This is a genomic window from Bradyrhizobium sp. CCBAU 51745 (genome assembly GCF_028128715.1).
Taxonomy (GTDB): Bacteria; Pseudomonadota; Alphaproteobacteria; order Rhizobiales; family Xanthobacteraceae; genus Bradyrhizobium; species Bradyrhizobium manausense.
On the sequence record NZ_LBJP01000003.1, the window covers coordinates 78,205 to 98,750 of the forward strand.

Annotated in this window: 17 protein-coding genes; 1 reads left to right on the top strand and 16 read right to left on the bottom strand. The window is 64.3% G+C overall.

Annotated features, from left to right (window positions below; translation table 11 throughout):
- Positions 1-73 precede the first annotated feature (73 nt).
- The 13 genes from XH98_RS03110 to XH98_RS03170 all read right to left on the bottom strand — a co-directional run bounded on the left by XH98_RS03110 (position 74) and on the right by XH98_RS03170 (position 16,218).
- A complete protein-coding gene (locus XH98_RS03110) occupies positions 74-493 on the bottom strand; it encodes a DUF3052 family protein (protein WP_057759151.1) in 420 nt (139 codons plus the stop codon).
- Between the two features lie 10 nt (positions 494-503).
- On the bottom strand, positions 504-2,426 hold the full coding sequence (gene ftsH, locus XH98_RS03115; RefSeq protein WP_220003307.1) for an ATP-dependent zinc metalloprotease FtsH: 1,923 nt from the start codon (positions 2,424-2,426) through the stop codon (positions 504-506).
- A 255-nt stretch (positions 2,427-2,681) separates the two neighbouring features.
- On the bottom strand, positions 2,682-3,821 hold the full coding sequence (gene tilS / locus XH98_RS03120; RefSeq protein ID WP_271617777.1) for a tRNA lysidine(34) synthetase TilS: 1,140 nt from the start codon (positions 3,819-3,821) through the stop codon (positions 2,682-2,684).
- 72 nt (positions 3,822-3,893) lie between these two features.
- The gene (gene ybgF, locus XH98_RS03125) at positions 3,894-4,937 is read right to left on the bottom strand and encodes a tol-pal system protein YbgF (RefSeq protein ID WP_271617778.1); all 1,044 of its coding nucleotides are present in this window, start codon (positions 4,935-4,937) and stop codon (positions 3,894-3,896) included.
- 184 nt (positions 4,938-5,121) lie between these two features.
- A complete protein-coding gene (pal, locus tag XH98_RS03130; RefSeq protein WP_057759160.1) occupies positions 5,122-5,610 on the bottom strand; it encodes a peptidoglycan-associated lipoprotein Pal in 489 nt (162 codons plus the stop codon).
- Positions 5,611-5,875: 265 nt separating this feature from the next.
- On the bottom strand, positions 5,876-6,616 hold the full coding sequence (locus XH98_RS03135) for an N-acyl amino acid synthase FeeM domain-containing protein (RefSeq protein WP_271603885.1): 741 nt from the start codon (positions 6,614-6,616) through the stop codon (positions 5,876-5,878).
- A 167-nt stretch (positions 6,617-6,783) separates the two neighbouring features.
- Complete coding sequence (locus tag XH98_RS03140) at positions 6,784-9,111, bottom strand: putative bifunctional diguanylate cyclase/phosphodiesterase (RefSeq protein WP_271603884.1); 2,328 nt, start codon at positions 9,109-9,111, stop codon at positions 6,784-6,786.
- A gap of 243 nt (positions 9,112-9,354) precedes the next feature.
- Entirely contained in the window at positions 9,355-10,701 is a 1,347-nt protein-coding gene (gene tolB, locus XH98_RS03145) for a Tol-Pal system beta propeller repeat protein TolB (protein WP_057759857.1), read from the bottom strand.
- 41 nt (positions 10,702-10,742) lie between these two features.
- Complete coding sequence (locus XH98_RS03150) at positions 10,743-11,702, bottom strand: protein TolA (RefSeq protein WP_271603883.1); 960 nt, start codon at positions 11,700-11,702, stop codon at positions 10,743-10,745.
- Between the two features lie 4 nt (positions 11,703-11,706).
- Complete coding sequence (gene tolR / locus XH98_RS03155) at positions 11,707-12,159, bottom strand: protein TolR (RefSeq protein ID WP_271603882.1); 453 nt, start codon at positions 12,157-12,159, stop codon at positions 11,707-11,709.
- 43 nt (positions 12,160-12,202) lie between these two features.
- Entirely contained in the window at positions 12,203-12,919 is a 717-nt protein-coding gene (gene tolQ, locus XH98_RS03160) for a protein TolQ (RefSeq protein WP_057759169.1), read from the bottom strand.
- A 441-nt stretch (positions 12,920-13,360) separates the two neighbouring features.
- Entirely contained in the window at positions 13,361-15,091 is a 1,731-nt protein-coding gene (locus XH98_RS03165; protein ID WP_271617779.1) for an outer membrane protein, read from the bottom strand.
- A 158-nt stretch (positions 15,092-15,249) separates the two neighbouring features.
- Positions 15,250-16,218, bottom strand: a complete 969-nt coding sequence (locus XH98_RS03170; protein ID WP_271617780.1) for an AraC family transcriptional regulator — start codon at positions 16,216-16,218, stop codon at positions 15,250-15,252.
- 248 nt (positions 16,219-16,466) lie between these two features.
- On the opposite strand from XH98_RS03170, the gene ggt reads away from it, so the two are divergent.
- Positions 16,467-18,203, top strand: a complete 1,737-nt coding sequence (gene ggt / locus XH98_RS03175) for a gamma-glutamyltransferase (protein WP_271603879.1) — start codon at positions 16,467-16,469, stop codon at positions 18,201-18,203.
- On the opposite strand, the gene XH98_RS03180 is transcribed toward ggt, so the two are convergent.
- The 3 genes from XH98_RS03180 to XH98_RS03190 form a co-directional block, all read right to left on the bottom strand.
- On the bottom strand, positions 18,152-18,973 hold the full coding sequence (locus XH98_RS03180; RefSeq protein ID WP_271617781.1) for a serine O-acetyltransferase: 822 nt from the start codon (positions 18,971-18,973) through the stop codon (positions 18,152-18,154). The two genes, ggt and XH98_RS03180, sit on opposite strands and share 52 nt — an antisense overlap.
- Before the next feature lie 167 nt (positions 18,974-19,140).
- Positions 19,141-19,635 (bottom strand): DUF2852 domain-containing protein, encoded by a 495-nt coding sequence (locus XH98_RS03185; protein ID WP_271603877.1) that lies wholly within the window; start codon positions 19,633-19,635, stop codon positions 19,141-19,143.
- Between the two features lie 121 nt (positions 19,636-19,756).
- Positions 19,757-20,497 carry a TetR/AcrR family transcriptional regulator gene (locus XH98_RS03190; RefSeq protein WP_271603876.1) on the bottom strand — a complete coding sequence of 247 codons (741 nt, stop codon included), beginning with the start codon at positions 20,495-20,497 and terminating at the stop codon, positions 19,757-19,759.
- Positions 20,498-20,546: the final 49 nt, after the last annotated feature.

The window sequence follows — 20,546 nt, forward strand, 5'->3', positions numbered from 1 at the left end:
TCCTGGATTGCTTCGCTGCGCTCGCAATGACGGAGCGTGTGGCTGGGGGGTACATTCGCCACCAGCGCTGATGCTACTTCGCCTTCTTCGCGCGGTCCTTGACAGGAATCACGAGCTTGAGGCCGGACCAGACATCGTCGACCGCGCAGATCTTGATATCGACGAGGCCGTTCGCGAGCGCGGTCTCGCGCACCAGGGCTTCGGTGACGTCGGTCGCAACACCCGACGCCTTCTTCGGCCAGGACGCCCAGATCATGCCGTCGGGCGCGATCGCCTTGCGGTAGTTGCGCAGCTTGGCGGCGAGGCCTTTGGCCTCGGCCGCGAAGAGATGCACCATGTCGAGCGGTGGCTTGGCCGTGTTGGCGATGCTCACGCCATCAGGGAGATCGCCGACGACGTTGCGATAGGGTGCGCCGAGGCCGTCCACAAAAATGCAAAAGCCCGGCTTGATGCCGAGCTTTTGCACTAACGGTTTGCCGGAATATCCGGCCATGGCCGAAGCGTTACGCCTGCGGCTGCGGCTCCAGGCCGGGATCCGGATCGGGACGCGGGCGCGACTTGCCGGCCGGGGGCACGGCGGAGGCGCGCGGCGTGGCCGGCTCCAGCACGGACTCGCGGTTCGGCTTCTTGCCCTTGAGCAGGTCGACGATCTCGTCGCCAGAGAGCGTTTCGAACTCGAGCAGGCCCTTGGCCAGCGCTTCGAGGTCGGCGCGCTTCTCGGTGAGGATGCGGGTCGCTTCCTTGTAGCCTTCCTCGACCAGGCGGCGGATCTCGGAGTCGATCTTCTGCACGGTCGCCTCGGACGCATTCTGCGTGCGCGAGACCGACATGCCCAGGAACACCTCGTCCTGGTTCTCGCCATAGGAGACGGTGCCGAGCTCTTCCGACAGGCCCCAGCGCGTCACCATCATCCGGGCAAGGCGCGTGGCCTGCTCGATGTCGGAGGCCGCACCCGAGGTCACCTTATCGCGGCCGAAGATCAGCTCTTCGGCGACACGGCCACCCATCATGATGGCGAGGCGCGAGGTCATCTGCTCCAGGGACATCGACAGCTTGTCGCGCTCGGGCAGCTGCATGACCATACCGAGCGCACGGCCGCGCGGGATGATGGTCGCCTTGTGGATCGGATCGGTGGCGGGCACGTTGAGGCCGACGATGGCATGGCCGCCCTCGTGATAGGCCGTCAACAGCTTCTCTTCCTCGGTCATGACGAGCGACTTGCGCTCGGCGCCCATCATCACCTTGTCCTTGGCTTCCTCGAACTCGGCCTGGGTGACCATGCGCTTGTTACGGCGCGCAGCGGTGAGTGCGGCCTCGTTCACAAGATTCATCAGGTCGGCGCCGGAGAAACCGGGCGTGCCGCGCGCGATGGTCTTGAGGTTGATATCGGGCGCCAGCGGAACTTTACGAACATGAACTTTGAGGATCTGCTCGCGGCCGACGACGTCGGGATTGGGCACCACGACCTGGCGGTCGAAGCGGCCCGGACGCAGCAGCGCGGGATCGAGCACATCAGGGCGGTTGGTGGCCGCGATCAGGATCACGCCCTCGTTCGCCTCGAAGCCGTCCATCTCGACCAGCAGCTGGTTCAGCGTCTGCTCGCGCTCGTCATTGCCGCCGCCGAGACCGGCGCCGCGGTGACGACCGACCGCATCGATTTCGTCGATGAAGATGATGCAGGGCGCGTTCTTCTTGGCCTGCTCGAACATGTCGCGGACACGCGAGGCGCCGACGCCGACGAACATCTCGACGAAGTCCGAACCCGAAATGGTGAAGAACGGCACGTTGGCTTCGCCCGCGACCGCGCGCGCGATCAGGGTCTTGCCGGTGCCGGGAGGGCCGACCAGCAGCACGCCGCGCGGAATGCGGCCGCCGAGGCGCTGGAATTTGCCGGGGTCGCGCAAGAACTCCACGATCTCCTGCAGGTCCTGCTTGGCCTCGTCGACGCCGGCGACGTCCTCGAAGGTGACGCGGCCATGCGCCTCGGTCAGCATCTTCGCACGCGACTTGCCGAAGCCCATCGCCTTGCCGGCGCCGCCCTGCATCTGGCGGGACAGGAAGATCCAGACGCCGATCAGCGCGATGAAGGGCAGCCAGGAGACCAGCAGCGAGACGAACCACGGCACGTTGTCGCCCGGCGGCTTCGCGGTGATCTGCACCTTGCTGTCATAGAGGCGCTTCACCAGCGTCGGATCGTTCGGCGCATAGGTCTGGAAGCTCGAGCCGTTGGTGAAGGTGCCGTGGATGTCCGGCCCCTGGATCACGACATCGCGGACATGGCCCTGGTCGACCTCGCTCAACAGCTGCGAGAAGGCGATGTCCTGCGAGGACGTGCGCTGACCCGGATTCTGGAAGAGCGTGAACAACGCCAACAGCAGCAAAACAATGATGACCCAGAGGGCGAAATTGCGCAGATTGGCGTTCATCGATCTTCCTTCGTGGTCGCGCGGATCGCGGCCTGATCCTTGGGGCAATCAGAGGAAATCCCCAAGGAATCCTCATCGTTAGACGCATACAATTTAGGTGCCGCCCCGGTCGCTGCCAAGGGAACGAGATGGGACTATTTATCCCATCTTAGGGCGATTCCCGCTGAAATAATGGCATCAAGGCCGGGGTTTTTCCTGCCTGGTTAAGGTGTCCTGACGGCAGACCAGGCAAATGACCGGTGTCATGATCCGCCCTCATCTGCCCGCGGGCCCACTCTTAGGCCCGCTCTTGGGCCCGCTCTTGGGTCCACTCTTGGACCGACGGGCCGGCGCAGGCGCGATGTGGATACGCCCCCCGGCAAGGCTGATCAAGGCTCCCGCAAGGGTCTGTTTGAGAAGGGTCTGCTTCAAGATGCCACGGCCATTTGCGGGTGCATGCCGCCCCGCGCCCATCGCCTGATCGAGCGCGGCCAGCAGGGTCTCGACCTTGCCGAGTTCCGCCGGCCCTTCGTGCCCGAGCGCGTCGATGGCTCGCAACAAGAGCCGCAGCCGGACTTCCTCCGGCAGGGCGGCGAAGGCCTCTGCTTCGTAGGAGGTTTTGGCCTCAAAACTGCGAACGCCCGGCTGCTTCTGTCGGCCGCGATCCCGCAAGGCGAGGAAGCGCTCGGCACCATCGGTCAGCACCTCGACCGCGGCGTTGGCGCGGGCGAGCCGCGCCGACAGCCGCACCAAGGTCCTGGCATCGCCGCCCTCGGCGGCAAGCTGCGGCAGCAGCGCGCGCAGCCGCGGGCGCGTGAAGGCCATGTCGTGGTTGGTGGGATCTTCAGCGAAGCCGATCCCGGCCCGCTTCAGGGTTGCGATCAGTTGCGATTTCGGAACATCGAGCAGCGGGCGCGCCAGCACGAGGCCGTCGCGCGCGGTGAGGCGCGCCATCGCCGACAATCCGGCGATGCCGCTGCCGCGGCAGAGCCGCATCAGCAGCGTCTCGGCCTGGTCGTCGCGGGTGTGCGCAGTCAGCACGTGGCTGGCACCGGCAGCGCGTGCGGCCTGCGCCAGCAGGCGATAGCGGGCTTCGCGCGCGGCGGCGGGCAATCCTGCCTTCGGCTTGGCGCCGCGCCAGCGCAGGGTGCGGTGTGCAAGGCCAAGTTCCGTGGCGAGCCGCTTGACCTCGCGCGCTTCGCGCGCCGCCTCCTTGCGCAGGCCATGATCGACGGTGACGACGGTAAGCTCGGGGCCGCGGGCGAGGCTGCGCCGCCAGCGCGCCGCCAGCCACATCAGCGCGACCGAATCGGGTCCGCCCGAGACCGCGAGCACCAGCGCCGGCGCGGCTTTCAGCTCGGCGAAGAGCTGCCTCGCCGCGCGCGCGGAGATCGGAGAATTGTCGTGGTCTGACATGACGCGGCCCGGCAATCGCCAGACCGGTTTAGCGCAATCGCGGCCGCGTTGTCAGCGCGCAAACGACGCGCGTCAGCACTTCACCCGCTTCTGCTCGCGGTCGACGGCGGCCTTCACGCCGGCGGAGGCACGCGGATATTTGCGGCCGACCTCGCCGAAGGCGGCGCAGGCGGCTTCCTTCTCCTTCAGCGCGGCGAGCGACTGGCCGAGCCGCAACAGCGCATCCGGCGCCTTGGCCGACTTGTCGTATTTGGTGGTGACGGCGAGGAAGGCCTCGGCGGAATCGCGATATTGCTGGCGCTGGAAATAGCTTTCGCCGAGCCAGTATTGCGCGTCCCCGAGCAGCGGGTCTCCAGGGTATTTCGCGGCAAAATTTTTCATGGTCTGCTCGGCGAGCGCGTAATCCTTGCGCTGCATGTAGCCGATGCCGAGGTCGAACTCGTCGCGGGGCGTCGCCGAGGGCGGCAGGGTCGCGAGCGCCGGACCACCGACCTGCGCCGGATAGCCCTGCTGGGCCGGCGGATAGGCGGGCTGCGCGGGAGCTGCTGCTTGCGGGTATTGTCCGCCATTGTTGGAGAGATCGAGCGGCGCACCTGATGGCATCGGCTGCTGGCCGCCGCCGAGCGCACGCGGCGCACCGGGCGCATTCGGGCTCTGGCTCGGGTCGAATGCATCGCCGCGGCGGCGCGTGCCGGCAGCACTTGAGCCAGCACCGGGGCCCGGCTGCTCCTGAACGATCGGCGCAGGTGCCGCAATCTGGGGCTGCTGGTAATTCGGTTGCTGGTAGTTCGGCTGCTGCACCGCCTGTTGCTGCGGCGGCTGACGATAGGGAGGGGTGACCTGCGCGGGCGGAACGCCCGCGACATTGGGCTGCGCCGGCGCCTGCCCGGGCGCAGCACCTTGCGCGCCGCCCTCGAGCTGCCGGATCCGATCCTCGAGCTGGCGGTTGCGATATTGCAGCTCTTCGTTCTGGCCGGTGAGCTGGCGCAGCTGGTTCTCCAGCCGCTCGATCCGCATCTCGGGATCATCGTCGGTCTGCGCGAATACGGGCGCGGACAAAGAGAGCAGCGCGGCCAATGCCACGATGCCGGTAATTCCCTTGGATCTGGATGACATTTTGCCCTGACGACGAAAACAAGATCTGCGATGGAACGCGCGAGGCGCGACACATTGGAACGCACTACGCCAAAAATGTGACTTGCACCACGTCGTTTCGGTCACAGTTGGCTGAAACGAAACCGGCGCCCGTGAGGGCGCCGGCATATTCGGTTTGCACAGATGAACAGCGGCTGACCGGACGTCAGGAGCTCGCGTTCAGCACGGTCACAGCACGGCGGTTCTGCGACCAGCAGGAGATGTCGTTACACACGGCCACGGGGCGCTCCTTGCCGTAGGAGATCGTGCGCATGCGATTCGGATCGATCCCGCGCGAGGCGAGGAAGGAGCGCACCGACTGGGCACGGCGGGCGCCGAGCGCGATGTTGTATTCGCGGGTGCCGCGCTCGTCGGCGTGACCTTCGATGGTGAAGGAGTAGCGCGGATAGGTCTGCAGCCACTGCGCCTGCTTTTCCAGGGTCACGATCGCCTGCGGGGTCAGATCGGTCTGGTCGCTCTCGAAGAACACGCGGTCGCCCACGTTCACCACGAAATCCTGCTGGCTGCCTGGGGTCGCCGCGCTCGCATTGGCGTCCAGACCTGCGTTGGTTTTGGCGCACGCACCCATCGACAGCGCGATGGCAACCACCGCGGCCAGCTTCAATCCCTGGAGGATACGCATAGGATATTTCATTCCGGAGCCTCCACGCTCACGTTCGTCCACTGCTGTCCGGTCTACAGGGGGTTGGTTAAGCGAACGTTCCGTCAACCTTATCGGAACCTTGCCTCAGCCGGTCAAATGCCCCCAACCAGCGAAAAGCACCCATTGTGGTTAATGGGTTGTAAATGTGGCGCGAGGGTGAAAGCAAGCCGCGTTGACAGGCAAATCGCCGAATTCCGGGCCTTTACGGGCTCCGGCGGGCTGCGCGAGGCGCCATTAGGGTCGGAACCAGCGCCGGTCAGACCAGGCCAGCGGGACTGAGCGGCGCTTGAACGAGCACCGGCCGGGCCACGGCCTGGGGCTGGCTCTTGCGCTCGAACAGCATGCGCCGCTCGAACGCGCTCGAGCGCATGATGGGAAAGCGCGTCAGGATCTTTTCCCGGACCTTGGGGTAGTCCGATGCCATCAGCACCGCCTTCTTGGTCGGCCAGCCCGGAAACCCGCGCGGCTCGGTCAAAGTCTCGGACAGGAACACGCTCCGATAGAACGCCTGATGATCGACGCGCACCATCGAAAGCCCCACATCGGCATTGAAATGCTCGCAAGCGATGAACGGCAGCCGGACCGTGAGATAAGGCAGCTCCGGGAAACGTTGCTGCATTCCGGAATCAGCAACAAATCGACACGGATCGATAAAAACCTCGCCGCGATCGAGGCGGGGATGCAGCACGTCGCCGAACACCTCGGTCGTGTAGGACATCCGCCACTCGGAGGTCAGAACGTGGATGCGGACGGAGCTGCACAGTTCGTCGTCGACATAGACGCCGAAATTCCAGACATTCGGCGCGTCGTCGAAACGGTCGGTCACGCGCTGTGATTCCGACGGCGGGATCAGTCCGGCCTGCAGATAGGCGCGATAACGCATCTGGTGCAGGCGATCGCGATCCTCGGGTGTCTCGATGAGGCGGTAGTCGGTGCGCTCGAAGAGCGCCGCTCCGCGCGGGCGAAGCGGCTTGTGCGGTTCGGCCGCGGACTTCATTAATAACCTCTACGCTGCAAGCAACTTCTGCGAGTTATCAAAGATTAAAGGTTCATTAATACAATTGCAAAGGGTTAGAGCCGTTAGGGTTAAGGGTTGCAGCCCGCAACCCCCTCGGGAAATACTTGGAAATATCGGGGAAATAGCGGCCGCAGGGACGCTTGAGCTTACGCGAGTGATCGTGAGGAGACGACGATCAGCTGCTCCTGCACGCGCTTGCCATGCGACGCATTGAGCAATTGCCTGATACGGACGGCTGGAACGGGACGGCTGAACAGGTAGCCCTGCCCTTCGGACACGGTGCCGTCGGCGCTGATCAGCGCAAGCTGCTCGTTGGTCTCGATGCCCTCGACAACCACGGCCATGCCGAGGTCGGCGGACAGCCGTGCCACGCCGCGGAGCAGCGTCAGCGGGCGGTGGGCGTCGATCCCTTCCAGGAAGGAACGGTCGATCTTGACCTTCTCCATCGGGAAGTTGTGCAGATAGCTGAGGCTCGAATAGCCGGTGCCGAAATCGTCCAGCGAGATGCGCACGCCGAGCGCATGCAGCTGCGAGAGGATGTCGTGCGTGAGCTGCGTGTTGCGCAGCAGCGACGATTCGGTGATCTCGATCTCGAGCCGGTGCGCCGGCAGGCCCGACACTTCGAGCGCGTAGCGAATCTCGCTCAAGACGTCGCGCTGGTGGAATTGCTGCGGCGAGAAGTTGACAGCGACGCTGACGCCCTCCGGCCACTTGATGCATTCCATGCAGGCCCGGCGCAGGATCCAGCGACCGAGATCGACGATCAGGCCCATGTCCTCGGCAACCGGGATGATGTCGACCGGCGAAACCGTGCCGCGCACCGGATGATTCCAGCGCAGCAGCGCCTCGCAAGTGGAGATCTTGCCGGACTTCAGATTGACCAGCGGCTGGTAGAACAGCTCGAATTCTTCGTTGGCGAGCGCCTTGCGCAGGTCGAGCTCGAGAATGCGTCGTGCCTCGGCGGTTGCCGCCATCTCGTCGCGGAAGAAGCAGAAGGTGCCGCGACCGTCGGCCTTGGCGCGGTAGAGCGCCATGTCGGCGTTCTTGAGCAGGGTATCGGCGCTGGCGCCCTCAGCCGAGGTCAGCGCGATGCCGATGCTGGCGCCGATCTCGACCAGATGATTGTCGATGCGGTAGCGCTCGCTCAGGCGCTCGACGATACGGCGGGCAAGGCTCGCGGCATCCTCCGGCACGCTGATATTCTGCTGGAACACGACAAACTCGTCCCCGCCGAAGCGGGCGACGAAATCCTCCGGCCGCAGCATCTCGCGCAGGCGGTTGGCAACCGCACAGAGCAGCTGGTCGCCACAGGGATGGCCGAGCGTGTCGTTGACCTGCTTGAACTGGTCGAGGTCGATGAACAGCAGCGCCGAGAGACGCTCGGAATGACGCGCGGCGGCGAGCAGCCGCTCGATCTCGTCGCGGAAACTGACGCGGTTGGGCAACGCGGTGAGTTCGTCATACCGCGCCAGATGGCTGATCCTGGCCTCGGCATTGCGCCGTTCGGTGATATCCTCGAGCAGCACCACCGCTCCGCCGTCGGCCATCGGCTGGACCGTCCACGACAGCGAACGATTCCGTTCCGCGTCGGGGTCGGTCGTCACGGTTTCCCTGGCCTGCAAGGTCTCGATATCGGCAAGGATCAAATCACCGCTCGCCGCGTAGATCGATCCCGCCTGGACGCACGCGGCGACGACGTCACGGGCGCTGGTGCCGCTTTGCGGCAGATTGTCGGGCAGGTTCATCATCGCGCCGAAGCGATGATTCATCACGGCGAGCTGGCCGTCGCTGCGGAACATGCAGAGCCCGTGCGGCATGTTGTTGAGGGCGGTGTCGAACTGGCCGGCCAGCGCGGCCTCGCGCTCGCGCGCCACGACCGCGCGCAGGAATATCCGATGGAGATTGGCCGAAAGCTGCAAGACCGCGAAAAGGAAAGCCGCCGAAACGACCGACATCGCCACATAGTAAGGCGTGCCGCGCAGAGCCAGGGCGGCAACCGGCGGCACGAAGATGAAGCTGGCCTGGAGACGGAATATCGACTGCCGTCCATAGGCCCTGCCCGCTCCGCCTGCCACGATACCGGTGGTGACGGAGAGCGCGATCATATGGGCAACGGCGTCGTCATTGCTCAACAGGGTCGTGAAGCACCACAGTCCAATGACGATGGCCTGAATCAGGGCTCCGATCTGATAACGCTTCTGCCAGCGTGCCGCCTGGTCGGCCGTCATGGTCAACTTGGTGGCGTGATAGCGGTGCAGATCGTAAGCGCGAATGGCGCCCGCCAGGATGAGAAGCGGGACAAATGCCCAGATCAGGACCATGCCGGTCTTGAGCGCGGTCAAGGATGCCGAGAACGCCGAGAAGACAATGCCGGTCAGCACCGTGCCGGGAGCCTCGAACAACGAATCGATCAGCGCCGCCGAACGCTTCGTCGGTTTGTGATCAATGCCGCCGCTCTGGTCTGCGAATTGCATTTTGGTTTGTACGCGCGTCCTGTCTGGCGCGTAGTTTTACTCACAGCAGATGAAGTCTTTCTGAGGGAACATCGTTAAAGCCGAGTTGTTTTTCGGCAATAGCGAAACTGTTTCTGTTGAGAAATCAAGCAACTAGGCAAGCCTTGCCGGGCCCAAGGTGAAGGAAAGCTTGCCGCGCACGCAAAAAGCCGAAGCGTTCGCGCTTTTTTGAAGAGATCGCGCGTTGCGAAACGCGCGATCGAGCTATTGGCCCGCGGTCGCGGACAGCAGCGGCGACCATGCCGGATCGGAGGCGAAGCCCGGCGTCGGCACCTTTTGTTCAAAGCGACCGGAGATGTCGACGGAGAACAGCGACGGTCCGGCATTGCCGCCGGGATCACGGAAGAACATCACCACGCGTCCGTTCGGCGAGAAGGTCGGGCCTTCGTTGTGGAAGCCTGATGTCAGCAGCCGCTCGCCACTGCCATCAGGCTTCATGACGCCGATCGAGAACTGCCCGCCGCCCTGCCGGGTGAAGGCGATGTAGTCGCCGCGCGGCGACCACACCGGCGTCGAATAGGTGGCGTTGTTGTCATCCTTCGAGAAGGAGATGCGCTGCGCCTGACCGCCGCCCGCGGCCATCACATAGATCTGCGACCTGCCGCCGCGATCGGACTCGAAGCAGATGCGGGTACCATCAGGCGAGTAGGACGGCGACGTGTCGATCGCCGGCGTGTCGGTGAGGCGCGTGGTCGAGCGCGAGCGCAGATCCATCACGAACAGGTTGGAATTGCCGCCCTGCTGCAGGCTCATGATGACGCGCTGGCCGTCCGGCGAGAAGCGCGGCGCAAAGGTCATGCCGGGGAAGTTGCCGACGATCTCGCGCTGGCCGGTCTCGATGTTGAACAGATAGACCTTCGGATCGCCCTGCCCGAACTCCATATAGGTGATCTCTTGCGAGTTCGGCGAGAAGCGCGGCGTCAGCACGAGGTCGGCGCCACGGGTGAGGTAGCGCACATTGGCGCCGTCCTGGTCCATCATGGCGAGCCGCTTGACGCGGCGCTCCTTCGGCCCGGTCTCGTCGACGAACACCACGCGGCTGTCGAAATAGCCCTTCTCGCCGGTCATCTGCTCGTAGATCTGGTCGGAGATGATGTGGGCGATGCGGCGCCAATATTCCGGCGAGGTGAAATATTGCTGGCCGGCGAGCTGCTGGCCGGTCACCACATCCCACAGGCGGAATTCGGCCTTGAGGCGGCCGTCCTGCTGCCGCGTCATGCGGCCGGTAACGAGGGCCTGCGCGTTGAGCGTCTTCCAGTTCTGGAATTGCGGGGCGACGTCGATGTTGCTGATGCGCTCGATGAAGGCGGCCTGGTCGATCGGGGCAAACAAGCCCGAGCGCTTCAGATTGTTGGTGATGACCTGGGTGACGCCATTGCTGACCTCGCCGTCGGCGGGTGAGCCCGGCACGAAATTGGTGATCGCGATCGGGATCGGACGAAACTCGGTGGGATCGATGCGGAGACGGCCTTGCTGCTGGGCGAAGGCCTGACCACCCCCGAGCAGCGCGAGCGTCGACCCGGTCAGAGTCATGAAGCGGCGGCGGTTCATCGATCGAACGTCAATCATCGCAAAATTCTTTTGTTCGGATGTCACAACATGTCTTTCAGGCCGAAAGTCATCGGAATGAGCTTCCAGCTGTCGTATTGCTGCTTTGGCAGGAACGAATAGACCTGACACTGCACGATGGCGCGCTTGGCGCTCTCTGCCACGGCCTGCGCGATCGATCGCGACGGCCCGCGCACCGCGACGATGACGGGCTCGGACGCCAGCGATCCGTCGACCTTCATGGGAATGTCGATGTCGGCTTCGTACAGGTTGGCGTCCTGCCCGTTATAGGTGGGCGTGAAGCAGCGCTTGACCGCGCCCTGGAATGCGCCTTGCCATGTCGCGACGTTGTTTGCGGCTGTTCCTGATGTCGAGCCCAGTGACGCCGACGCATTCAGTGCCGAGCCGGCCAGCTCATGCCGGGTCGCGGCACGCTTGTCGAGGTCGCGGGCAATCTGCGCGGGATCGAAGGTGCGCTCCTTGGGCTTCGGCTGCTGCTGCGGCTGCACCGCGGCGACCTTCTGCTCCACCGGCTTCGGCGGCGGCTTCTTGGTGTCCAGCTTCTTCTGCAGCTCCGCGATCGGATCTTCCTTGGCCGGATCAGGCTTCTTTTCCTGCGGCTTCGGCTCTTCCTTCGGTTTCGTCTCTGCGACCGGCTTCGGCGGATCGGGCTTCTTCTCGACCGGCTTCTCGACAGGCTTCGGCGGCGGCTCCGGCTGTGAGTTGGTCTTGATCAGCTCTTTCTTCTCGGTGACCTTGCCGACGGAATCCTCCTCGGGCTTGGCCTCGGCGATCTTCTCGACCTTGGGCTTCGGCTCTTCCTTCTTGCCGGTCTTCTGCCCCGACATCATCTGCGCGAGCTGATCGGTCGAGATGATGTCGACCGGCAGCGACTCCTCGGGCGCGATGTAGGCTTTGCTGCTAAAAGTGAGCAGGCCCCATCCCAGCACGAGGACGTGGAGGACAATCGACGCAACGAGTGTCTTGTCGACGTTCACCTTCACTGCTTCAGGACCCCTGATCCGCTTCGGTGACGAGCGCCAGCTTCTTGAAGCCCGCGCCCGACAGCAGGCCCATCACCTTGGCGACCGTGCCGTAATCCGCCTTCTTGTCGGCACGCAGATAGATGCGTTCCTCGAGGCCGCCGCGCGCATCCGTGATCGCCTTCAGCTTCGGCACCAGCTCGTTGATCGCGATCTCCTGGTCGTTGATGAACACCTTGCCCTTGATGTCGACCGACATCTGGATAGGCTTCTGGTCGCTCTGGTCCAGGCTCTTGGCCTGGGTCGACGGCAGATCGAGCGGCACGCCGACCGTGAGCAGCGGCGCCGACACCATGAAGATGATGAGCAGCACCAGCATCACGTCGACCATCGGCGTGACGTTGATCTCGGCCATGACCGGCTTGCGCCGGCTGCGGCGCCCGCCGCCTCCGGACGAACTGGCAACGTTCATGCCCATGGCTTGGTGCCCAATCTCGCCTTCACACTATACATGCCGTCCGTCAGCCCCGCTCGTCGATCTGGCGGGACAGGATGGCTGAAAATTCATCAGCGAAGCCCTCGAGCCGCTGGGCCTGCCGGTTCACCTCGGAAGTGAACTTATTGTAGAAAATAGTGGCGGGAATTGCGGCAATGAGCCCGACCGCGGTCGCAAACAGCGCCTCCGCGATACCGGGCGCCACCACCGCCAGAGAGGTATTTTTCGACGCCGCGATCGACTGGAAGCTCGACATGATGCCCCAGACCGTGCCGAACAGGCCGACAAAGGGGCCGGCGGAGCCCACGGTCGCAAGCACCAGCAGGCGGCGTTCCAGCCGCTCGACCTCACGGGCGATCGAGACGTTCATGACCTTGTCGATGCGCATCTGGAGCCCTGCGACCGAGCGGGCATGGCTCTCGAACGAGCGCTTCCATTCGCGCATCGCGGCAACGAAACACGCCGCCATCGAATGGGTCGGCTTGGCCGAGAGCGTGCGATAGAGCTCCTCGATCGACTCGCCGGACCAGAAGGCCTGCTCAAACCGGTCCATCGAGCGGCGGGTGCGGGCGTAGAGGAAGATCTTGTCGATCGCGATGGCCCAGACCCAGACCGAGCAGGACAACAGGCCGAGCATGACGCATTTCACGATCCAGTGAGCCTGCCAGAACAGCGCAATCAGCGACACGTCGGCGGAGGCGGCAACCGGAAGGGCGGACTGAGCCATTTCGGCCGGATTCATCAGAAATATCCTCTCAAGGTGACCGTTTTGGCGATCGTTACCTGTGTCCCGGCCCGCCTATGGCGGCGGGTTCCCCAACAGCCGCATTAACACTGGCGCGGCCGGCAAGCCCGCTCAAAGCCTTGTCTTTCTGGGATGCAGGGCTCGTCCAAAGCCGCCGCCTGCATTCCCTGTCAAGATGTCAAAACTATGGGCCTCGACGACAGCTCCGGGCGCGATTGTCCGTCGTTACCAGAGCCCGGCGATGGTTAATGCGGGGTTACCGGGGGTGATTTTGGCTGCGGAAAAGGGTGGCAGCACAGGGGGATGAAGCGACCGCAGGGCTCTGTCGCCAGTCAGGCGACGCTGCTGCACTGAATTCGGGGGCCGGATAGTTCCATGGTGCCGGCCGCCCTGTTCGCGAGCGCAGACCCGACAGGGACGTCAATTTGCGGGACGCGGTCAGTTGAACCTGTAGGCGATACCGAAGGTCGCCATGTGACTCTGCAGACGCACGGAGTTGGTGGTGGACGAGGTTCCGGAGCAAAAGAGCGTCGCCGTTCCGAACGCGGGGTCACTGATGGTTGCGCTGCCGTTACAAGTGCGGCTCTGCGCGAAGCGAGCCGTCCCGAAATCCGCATAGCGGTACTCGCCGCGCAGGATCCAGTTCTCGGTCAGCTTCATCTCGCCACCGCCGCCAACCGTGAAGCCGGTGCGAACCGCGGATTGCTTGATCACGGCGGGTGAAAAAAGTCCCGCGGTGCAGCCGCCGAACTCCGCAGAAACGAAGCCTGGCGCCGTGAACAGTGGCTTCAGGGCCGTATCGCAGTTCGATGTCTGCTCCATGCTCATCCAGGCCGGGCCGCCGGTGAGATAAGCCAGGAAAGCGGGGTTGACGATGTAGCCGGCTCGCGCGCGAATGCTCGCATCCCATTTGGTGCGGATGCTGAAGCTGTCATTCATTCCGCCGCTTCCGCCGAAGAAACCGCCGATGCCGCCGGGAAGATTCCTGCCAAACACCGAAGCCTGGCGATCGGCCCAGCCAAAATCACCCTCGACGCCGAGCAGCCATTTCGGACTGACCTGCCAATTGTAGCCGAGATAGGGGCTGATGCGGGCCGAGCTCGTATCGAAACGATCGCCCATGAAACAATCGCCGCAACCGGCCAGCAGATTGAATGGTGGCCCCGTAAACGTGGACGTATCGGTGCTCGAGCTGACCTGGTTGGCGCGAATGCCCGCGCCGACACCAAGATACGCCCCATTCCACGATGCGGCCTGCGGCGCCGCCGCATAGGCCGCGAGCGCCTTCACGCCCGGCGCATTGGGCTCGCCAAACTTGTAGGCCAGGCCGAACGTTGCGGTATGGGTTTTGATCGCCGTGTCGTAATTGACCGTCTGTACGCCCGTGGCGGCAGTCCGGACATCCGTGGTGGAGAAATGACCGTAATCGGCGAAGCGATACTCGGCCCGGACGATCCAGTTCGGCCATAGCATCGCTTCGATGCCGCCACCGACCGTGTAGCCGAGCTGGGTTTTGCTGTTCGTGATGCTGGCGGGAGCAAGCTCGAAGGCGAAGCCCGGCACGCAGCGGCCGTCGGCGCTCGGCAGCGTGCTGCAATTCGACGTCGTCTCGACATGGATCCAGGAGGGACCGGCCGTTCCGTACAGCAGCACGGCGGGATCGACGAGATAGCCAGCGCGGCCACGGATGCTTGCATCCCATGTCGTCTTGAGCGCAAACGAATTGGAGGTCGACGCGCCGCCGTTGAACGGCGTTGCCGGATAGGCGGCGCCGAAGATCGTCGTGGTTTGATCGGCATAGGCCGCATCGGCTTCGAGACCGAAAACCGTTTTGCCGATCTGCCAGTTGTAACCGAGATAAGGACTGATGCGGAACGCGGTGCCGTTGAAAGATCGCCCTGTCACGCAAGGCAGGCCGGCGAAACAATCACCAGCGACGAACATGTTCTGGAGCACCGCGGGTGCCGTCGTGTCGGTCGCCGAATTGACGTTGACGCTGGACTCGCTGGCACGGAATCCTACTCCGGCACCGACGTAGAAGCCGCCCCAGGCTTCGATTGCGGCTGGCGCCTTGAACACGGGTGCCTTGAGCGGCAAATCCGCGGCGGTGGCCGCAGAAGCCACCAGCAACCCAGCGGCCACAGACAAAAGGCACTTAAGTGTTGTCATCAGATTCCATTCCGGCGCGTCTCAATGAGGCGAATGCCGCATTGAAGCTGTACATGAAGGCGACCGGCACGACTTGGAGCAGACGGGACTGCCTCGTGAGACTTGACGCGACTCCGGCTGCTATTTCCCAGTGTGTTGCGCACGCGACACAGCCCGGTCTACTCGCCCGACAACCGCGCCTTGCGAAGTTCAGAGGGGGTCAGGCCGTAGCGCCGCCGGAAACAGCGATTGAAATAGGAGATGTCCGCGAAGCCAGAGGCCAGCGCGACACGGGCGATGCTCTCATGCGATCTGAGCGGATCGGCGAGGCCTGCATGCGCCTGTGCAAGCCGCAATTCGAGCACGTAGTCATGGAAGGAGGTGCCGGCTTCGCGAAACAGTTTCCGGATATAGTCCGCCGAGACTTGCTGGAGCGCTCCGACGCTTTCGGCCGACAGATCGCCATCCCCCAGCCGCGCTTTGATGGCCTGCCTGGCAGCCTCCAGGCGCGCCACCCGCGGGCCGTCGCCCTGTGCGGCGACCTCCTCTTCCGGGACCCCACAGATCAAGGCGACGAGGTCGCGCAGATGCTGTGCGGCCATCAGCTGCATCTCCGCACCGGCTGGTTCGCCCATGGCCATCGCGCCGAGCACATAGCCGCGCAGCAGCTTGAGCGCGGACGAGCGCGGATGGATCGGCCGCATCAATCGGTCTTCGATATCGGGCAGGAAGGGCGCAAGCGCCTGCCGCGGAAGTCGAACAGTGAGATGGCGGCCGCGATCGAGCAGCGTGTGGCGGCCGACGTCGCAGGTCGTCATCAGCACCGCGCCGCCTTGCGACACCTCCAGGTCGCGTCCGAGCTGGGCGGCTTCGGCGCGACCTCGCGTCACCACGGCGAGGACGACGTTATCGGACGCGGTCGCAAGCAAGGACCGCGTGATGCGAAAATGCGCGGGCGTGCGCCAGCCAGACGATAATCCTACCGCCTGCAGACGTCGCAACTCCGTTCTGGCCTCGAAGGGCGCGCCCTCGATCGGATTTATGTCGACATTGAACAGCAGACGACCATAGACCTCGCGCCAGATCGCCAGGCGGTCGCGCTCGGGCAGCAGGGCCGTAGAGAGGGATAGATAGTCCGACTGAGACATTCAGGAGGGCGTTCACGAAAGTCAAAGCTCTTCGTCGCCTCTCGGCTACAAGCGGTTCAGCCCGTCAAGGTTGTGAGCCAATTTGTCGCACTTCGCTCTCGTCATTGTCGAAGCGGCAAGCGCGGCGCATTGGGACTCGTGGCTGATACCGCCTGAATGCGCGATTTGCCCGACCAACTCCGCCTGATAGGCTCCGCTCGCATCAACCAACAAGGGCCGGAGCAGCCGGCCTCGCCAGGGAGCAAGCCGTGCAACATGCGGGAACAAGCCTGCGGTGGATCACCGCCGCCATCCTATCGGTCAGCCTCGTCACATTCAGCCCCGCGCGCGCGGCATCGGTGGCGCCGGTGGCCGCGGAGAACGGCATGGTCGTCTCCGCGCAACATCTGGCGACGGAGGTGGGCGTCGAGGTGCTGAAGCGCGGCGGCAATGCCGTCGATGCCGCCGTGGCGGTCGGCTATGCGCTGGCCGTTGTCTATCCGGCAGCCGGCAATCTCGGCGGCGGCGGCTTCATGACGATCCAGCTCGCCGACGGCCGCAAGACCTTCCTCGATTTCCGCGAGACCGCGCCCAAAGGTGCGACGGCCAACATGTATCTCGACAAGGATGGCAACGTCATCAAGGGCATCTCGACCAAGGGGCACCTCGCCGTCGGCGTCCCCGGATCCGTCTCGGGCATGGAATATGCGCGCGAAAAATACGGCACCATGAAGCGTGCCGAATTGCTGGCTCCCGCGATCCAGCTCGCCGAACAGGGTTTTGCGCTGGAGCAGGGCGACATCGACCTGCTGCTCACCGCCACCAAGGACTTCCAGGACGATCCCGCCTCCGCCGCGATTTTCCTCAACAACGGTCAGCCGTTCCGGGTCGGCGAGAAGCTGGTGCAATCAGAGCTCGCCAAGACCCTGCGCGAGATCAGCAGCAAGGGCACTGACGGCTTCTACAAAGGCTGGGTCGGCAGCGCCATCGTGGCCTCGAGCCAGGCCGGCAAAGGCCTCATCACGCAAGATGACCTCGACGGCTACAAGACCCGCGAGCTCGCGCCCGTCGAATGCGACTATCGCGGCTATCACGTGGTGTCCGCGCCGCCGCCGAGCTCGGGCGGCGTCATCATCTGCGAAATCCTGAATATCCTCGAAGGCTATCCGCTGAAGGAGCTGGGCTATCACTCCGCAGCCGCCGTGCACGTGCAGATCGAAGCGATGCGGCACGCCTATGTGGACCGCAACAGCTATCTCGGCGATCCTGACTTCGTGAAGAATCCGCTCGACCGCCTGCTGGACAAGAAATACGCCGCCGATATCCGCGCCGTGATCGATCCGAACAAGGCGGCAATCTCCAAGGACATCAAGCCGGGCGTGGCGCCGCATGAGGGCAGCAACACCACGCATTACTCCATCGCCGACAAGGACGGCAACGCTGTATCCGTGACCTACACGCTGAACGACTGGTTCGGCGCCAAGGTGACAGCAGCCAAGACCGGCGTTCTGCTCAATGATGAAATGGACGACTTCACCGCCAAGGTCGGGGTGCCGAACCTTTATGGCCTGGTGCAGGGCGAGGCCAATTCCATTGCTCCCGGCAAGCGGCCGCTGTCCTCGATGAGCCCGACCATCGTCACCAAGGACGGCAAGACCGTCATGGTGGTGGGCACGCCGGGCGGCAGCCGCATCATCACCGCGGTCTTGCAGACCATGATCAACGCGATCGACTACGGCATGAACGCGCAAGAGGCCGTCGACATGCCGCGCATCCACCAGCAATGGCTGCCTGATCTGACCAATGTCGAGACCTACGCCCTGTCTCCGGACACGCGCAAGATTCTGGAGGGCATGGGCCACAAGTTCGGGCCGCCGCAACCGGCCAACCATCTCGCTGTCATCATCGTCGGCGCGCCGTCGCTGGACGGCAAGCAGGTCGGCAACAACCGCTACTACGGCGCCAACGATCCGCGCCGCAATTCGGGGCTGGCGGCGGGGTATTGAGGAAAAGCCGCCGGGAGAGTCTCTGGGCAGTTGGTCAGTCGCGCCGGATTGCCGACCGCGGTGCAGCCGCCTGGCACATCCGATGTCACGACTGCGCCGGCGCCGATCTTGGCGAAATCGCCGATGCTGATGTCGCCGAGGATGCTCGCGCCGGCGCCGATATAGACAGCGCTGCCGATCCGCGGCGAGCGCGCCGGCAGCTCGCTGTCGCGGCCGATGCTGACGTTCTGGAGAATGGTGACCTCGTTGCCGATCACGACATTGGCGCCGACGACAATGCCGGTGGCATGGTCGAGGTACACCCCCGATCCGAATGTCGCGGACGGGTGGATGCTGACCTGCAGGACGTTCGAGGCCTCGTTCTGGAACAGCAGCGCTGCATCGCGATGGTCATGACGCCAGAGCCAGTTCGAGACGCGCCAGGCCTGCAATGCGACGTAGCCCTTGTAATGCAGCAGCGGCGGCAACAACGAGGTGATGGCTGGATCGCGAAGCGCGATAGAGCGCAAGTCGAAAACGGCCGCTGCGATCAGGTCCGGCTCGTCGCGAAAGGCATTGCGCGAAAGGGCGGTGAAGCGCGCGCGCTCGGCGTTGCTGCGGCCAAGCCGATGCCCCATCAGATCGGCCAGCGCGGCCGCAAAATCATCATGGACGAGAATGGCACCGGCAACGGTCCTGGCGAACACGGGATCGGCATCGGCCACGCGCTGCGCCTCGCCGCGGATCTCCCGCCAGAGGCTCTCGCTCGTCATGATCGCAGCCTGTACCATCGTCGCCTCCGCGCCTTGCCCGCGACCACGAATATAGACCGTCCCTCGCTCCCCCGCTTGCGGGAAGAGGTGAAAACCAAACCGCCCGCCTGCGCGGTTGCGCAAGCGGGCGGCTCGGGGCCATCAGGACTTTGGGGGCATGCGCCTGAAGGCTTTGAGAGGCTTGATCAACCCTGCGGCTGGTCGGTCGGCGGCGGGGTCGGGCGCGTCTTGTGCTGGGCCATGAACTGGTCGAACTCTTCCTTGTCCTTGGCGTGGCGCAGACGGTCGAGGAAGTTCTTGAACTCGACCTGCTCTTCCTCGAGACGGCGCAACGTTTCAGTGCGGTACTCGTCGAAGGCACGGTTGCCGGAGGACGGCGGGCCGAAGCCAAAGCCGCCGAAGCCGCGGCGCTCCATGCGGTCGCGCATGCGGTCCATCTTGTACTGCATCCGCTCCATCTTGTTCTGCCAGCGATCAGAGTTGCTCCAGCACGACATTCTTCTGCTCCCGAGTGTGAAAAAGAGAAGGGCGAGTCCGATCGGCCACCAGATGATGAAGCCGAGAATGGTCACGGCAATCCAACCAGGATGCCAGGGCGTATCGAGCATGTGGGGCCGCTCATACGATCGGTATTGGTCCGAGGGGCCGCGCCAGCGATTGACATCAGCGGTGTAGGCCATTTCCCTTCTCCATCACGGCATCAGCGCCGTTGTGAATGTAAATAACATTTACATAGCTAGACCATCCCGCGATTTTGTCAAGCTGACCGCCTGACACGCCCGCGTGATTATTGGCGCAACTTTATTTCGGCTTGCCCCAGGGACCGCCAGGCGGCACGCCCGAACCGGAGGATGCCTCCGGTGGCACCGGCGGCGGCTCGGCGCTCTTCGCCTGCGGCCTGCGGTCGGTCGGGAAACCGAGGCCACGCAAGTAAATCAGCACCTCGGCCTCGAGCAGCTCGTCCGGCGACATCGGCAGTTTTCGGCGCGCGGCGTCACCCCGGGAAAACAGCGAGGCGACGCCATGCGCCATCGACCAGATGTGCAGCGCCATCATCATCGCCGGCGGGCGCGGCGTGCCTGGCGGGGCCAGCGCGGCGAGACGCTCCGCGGCGGCGCGAATGACGTTAAAAGCACGCTCGCTTGCGGCCTGCAGCGCTGCATTGGCATCGACAGGAAGGCCGGATTCGAACATCGCATTGTAGAAGGCCGGCTCCTCGCGGGCGAAGGCGAGATAGGCCCGGCCGACGCGCTCGAACGCGGTGACGGTGTCGGGGCGCCCGTCGTCCCAGGCCTCGGTCAGCCGCTGCTCGAACTGCTCGAAACCGCGCTGGGCAATCGAGGACAGCAGCTCGTCGCGGTCGCGAAAATGCCGGTACGGTGCCGCAGCGCTGACGCCGGCCATGCGCGCGGCATCGGCAAAGGTGAAGCCGGCCGCCCCCTTTTCCGCGATCAGCCCGAGGGCGGCCTGCAGAAGTGCTTCCTTCAGATTGCCGTGGTGATAGCCGCGCTCGGCGCGGCGCTGCTCCTTGCGCCAGCTCATGTGAACGATCTTTACATGAGCTGCGCATGAAGGTCACTAGGCCCTCCCC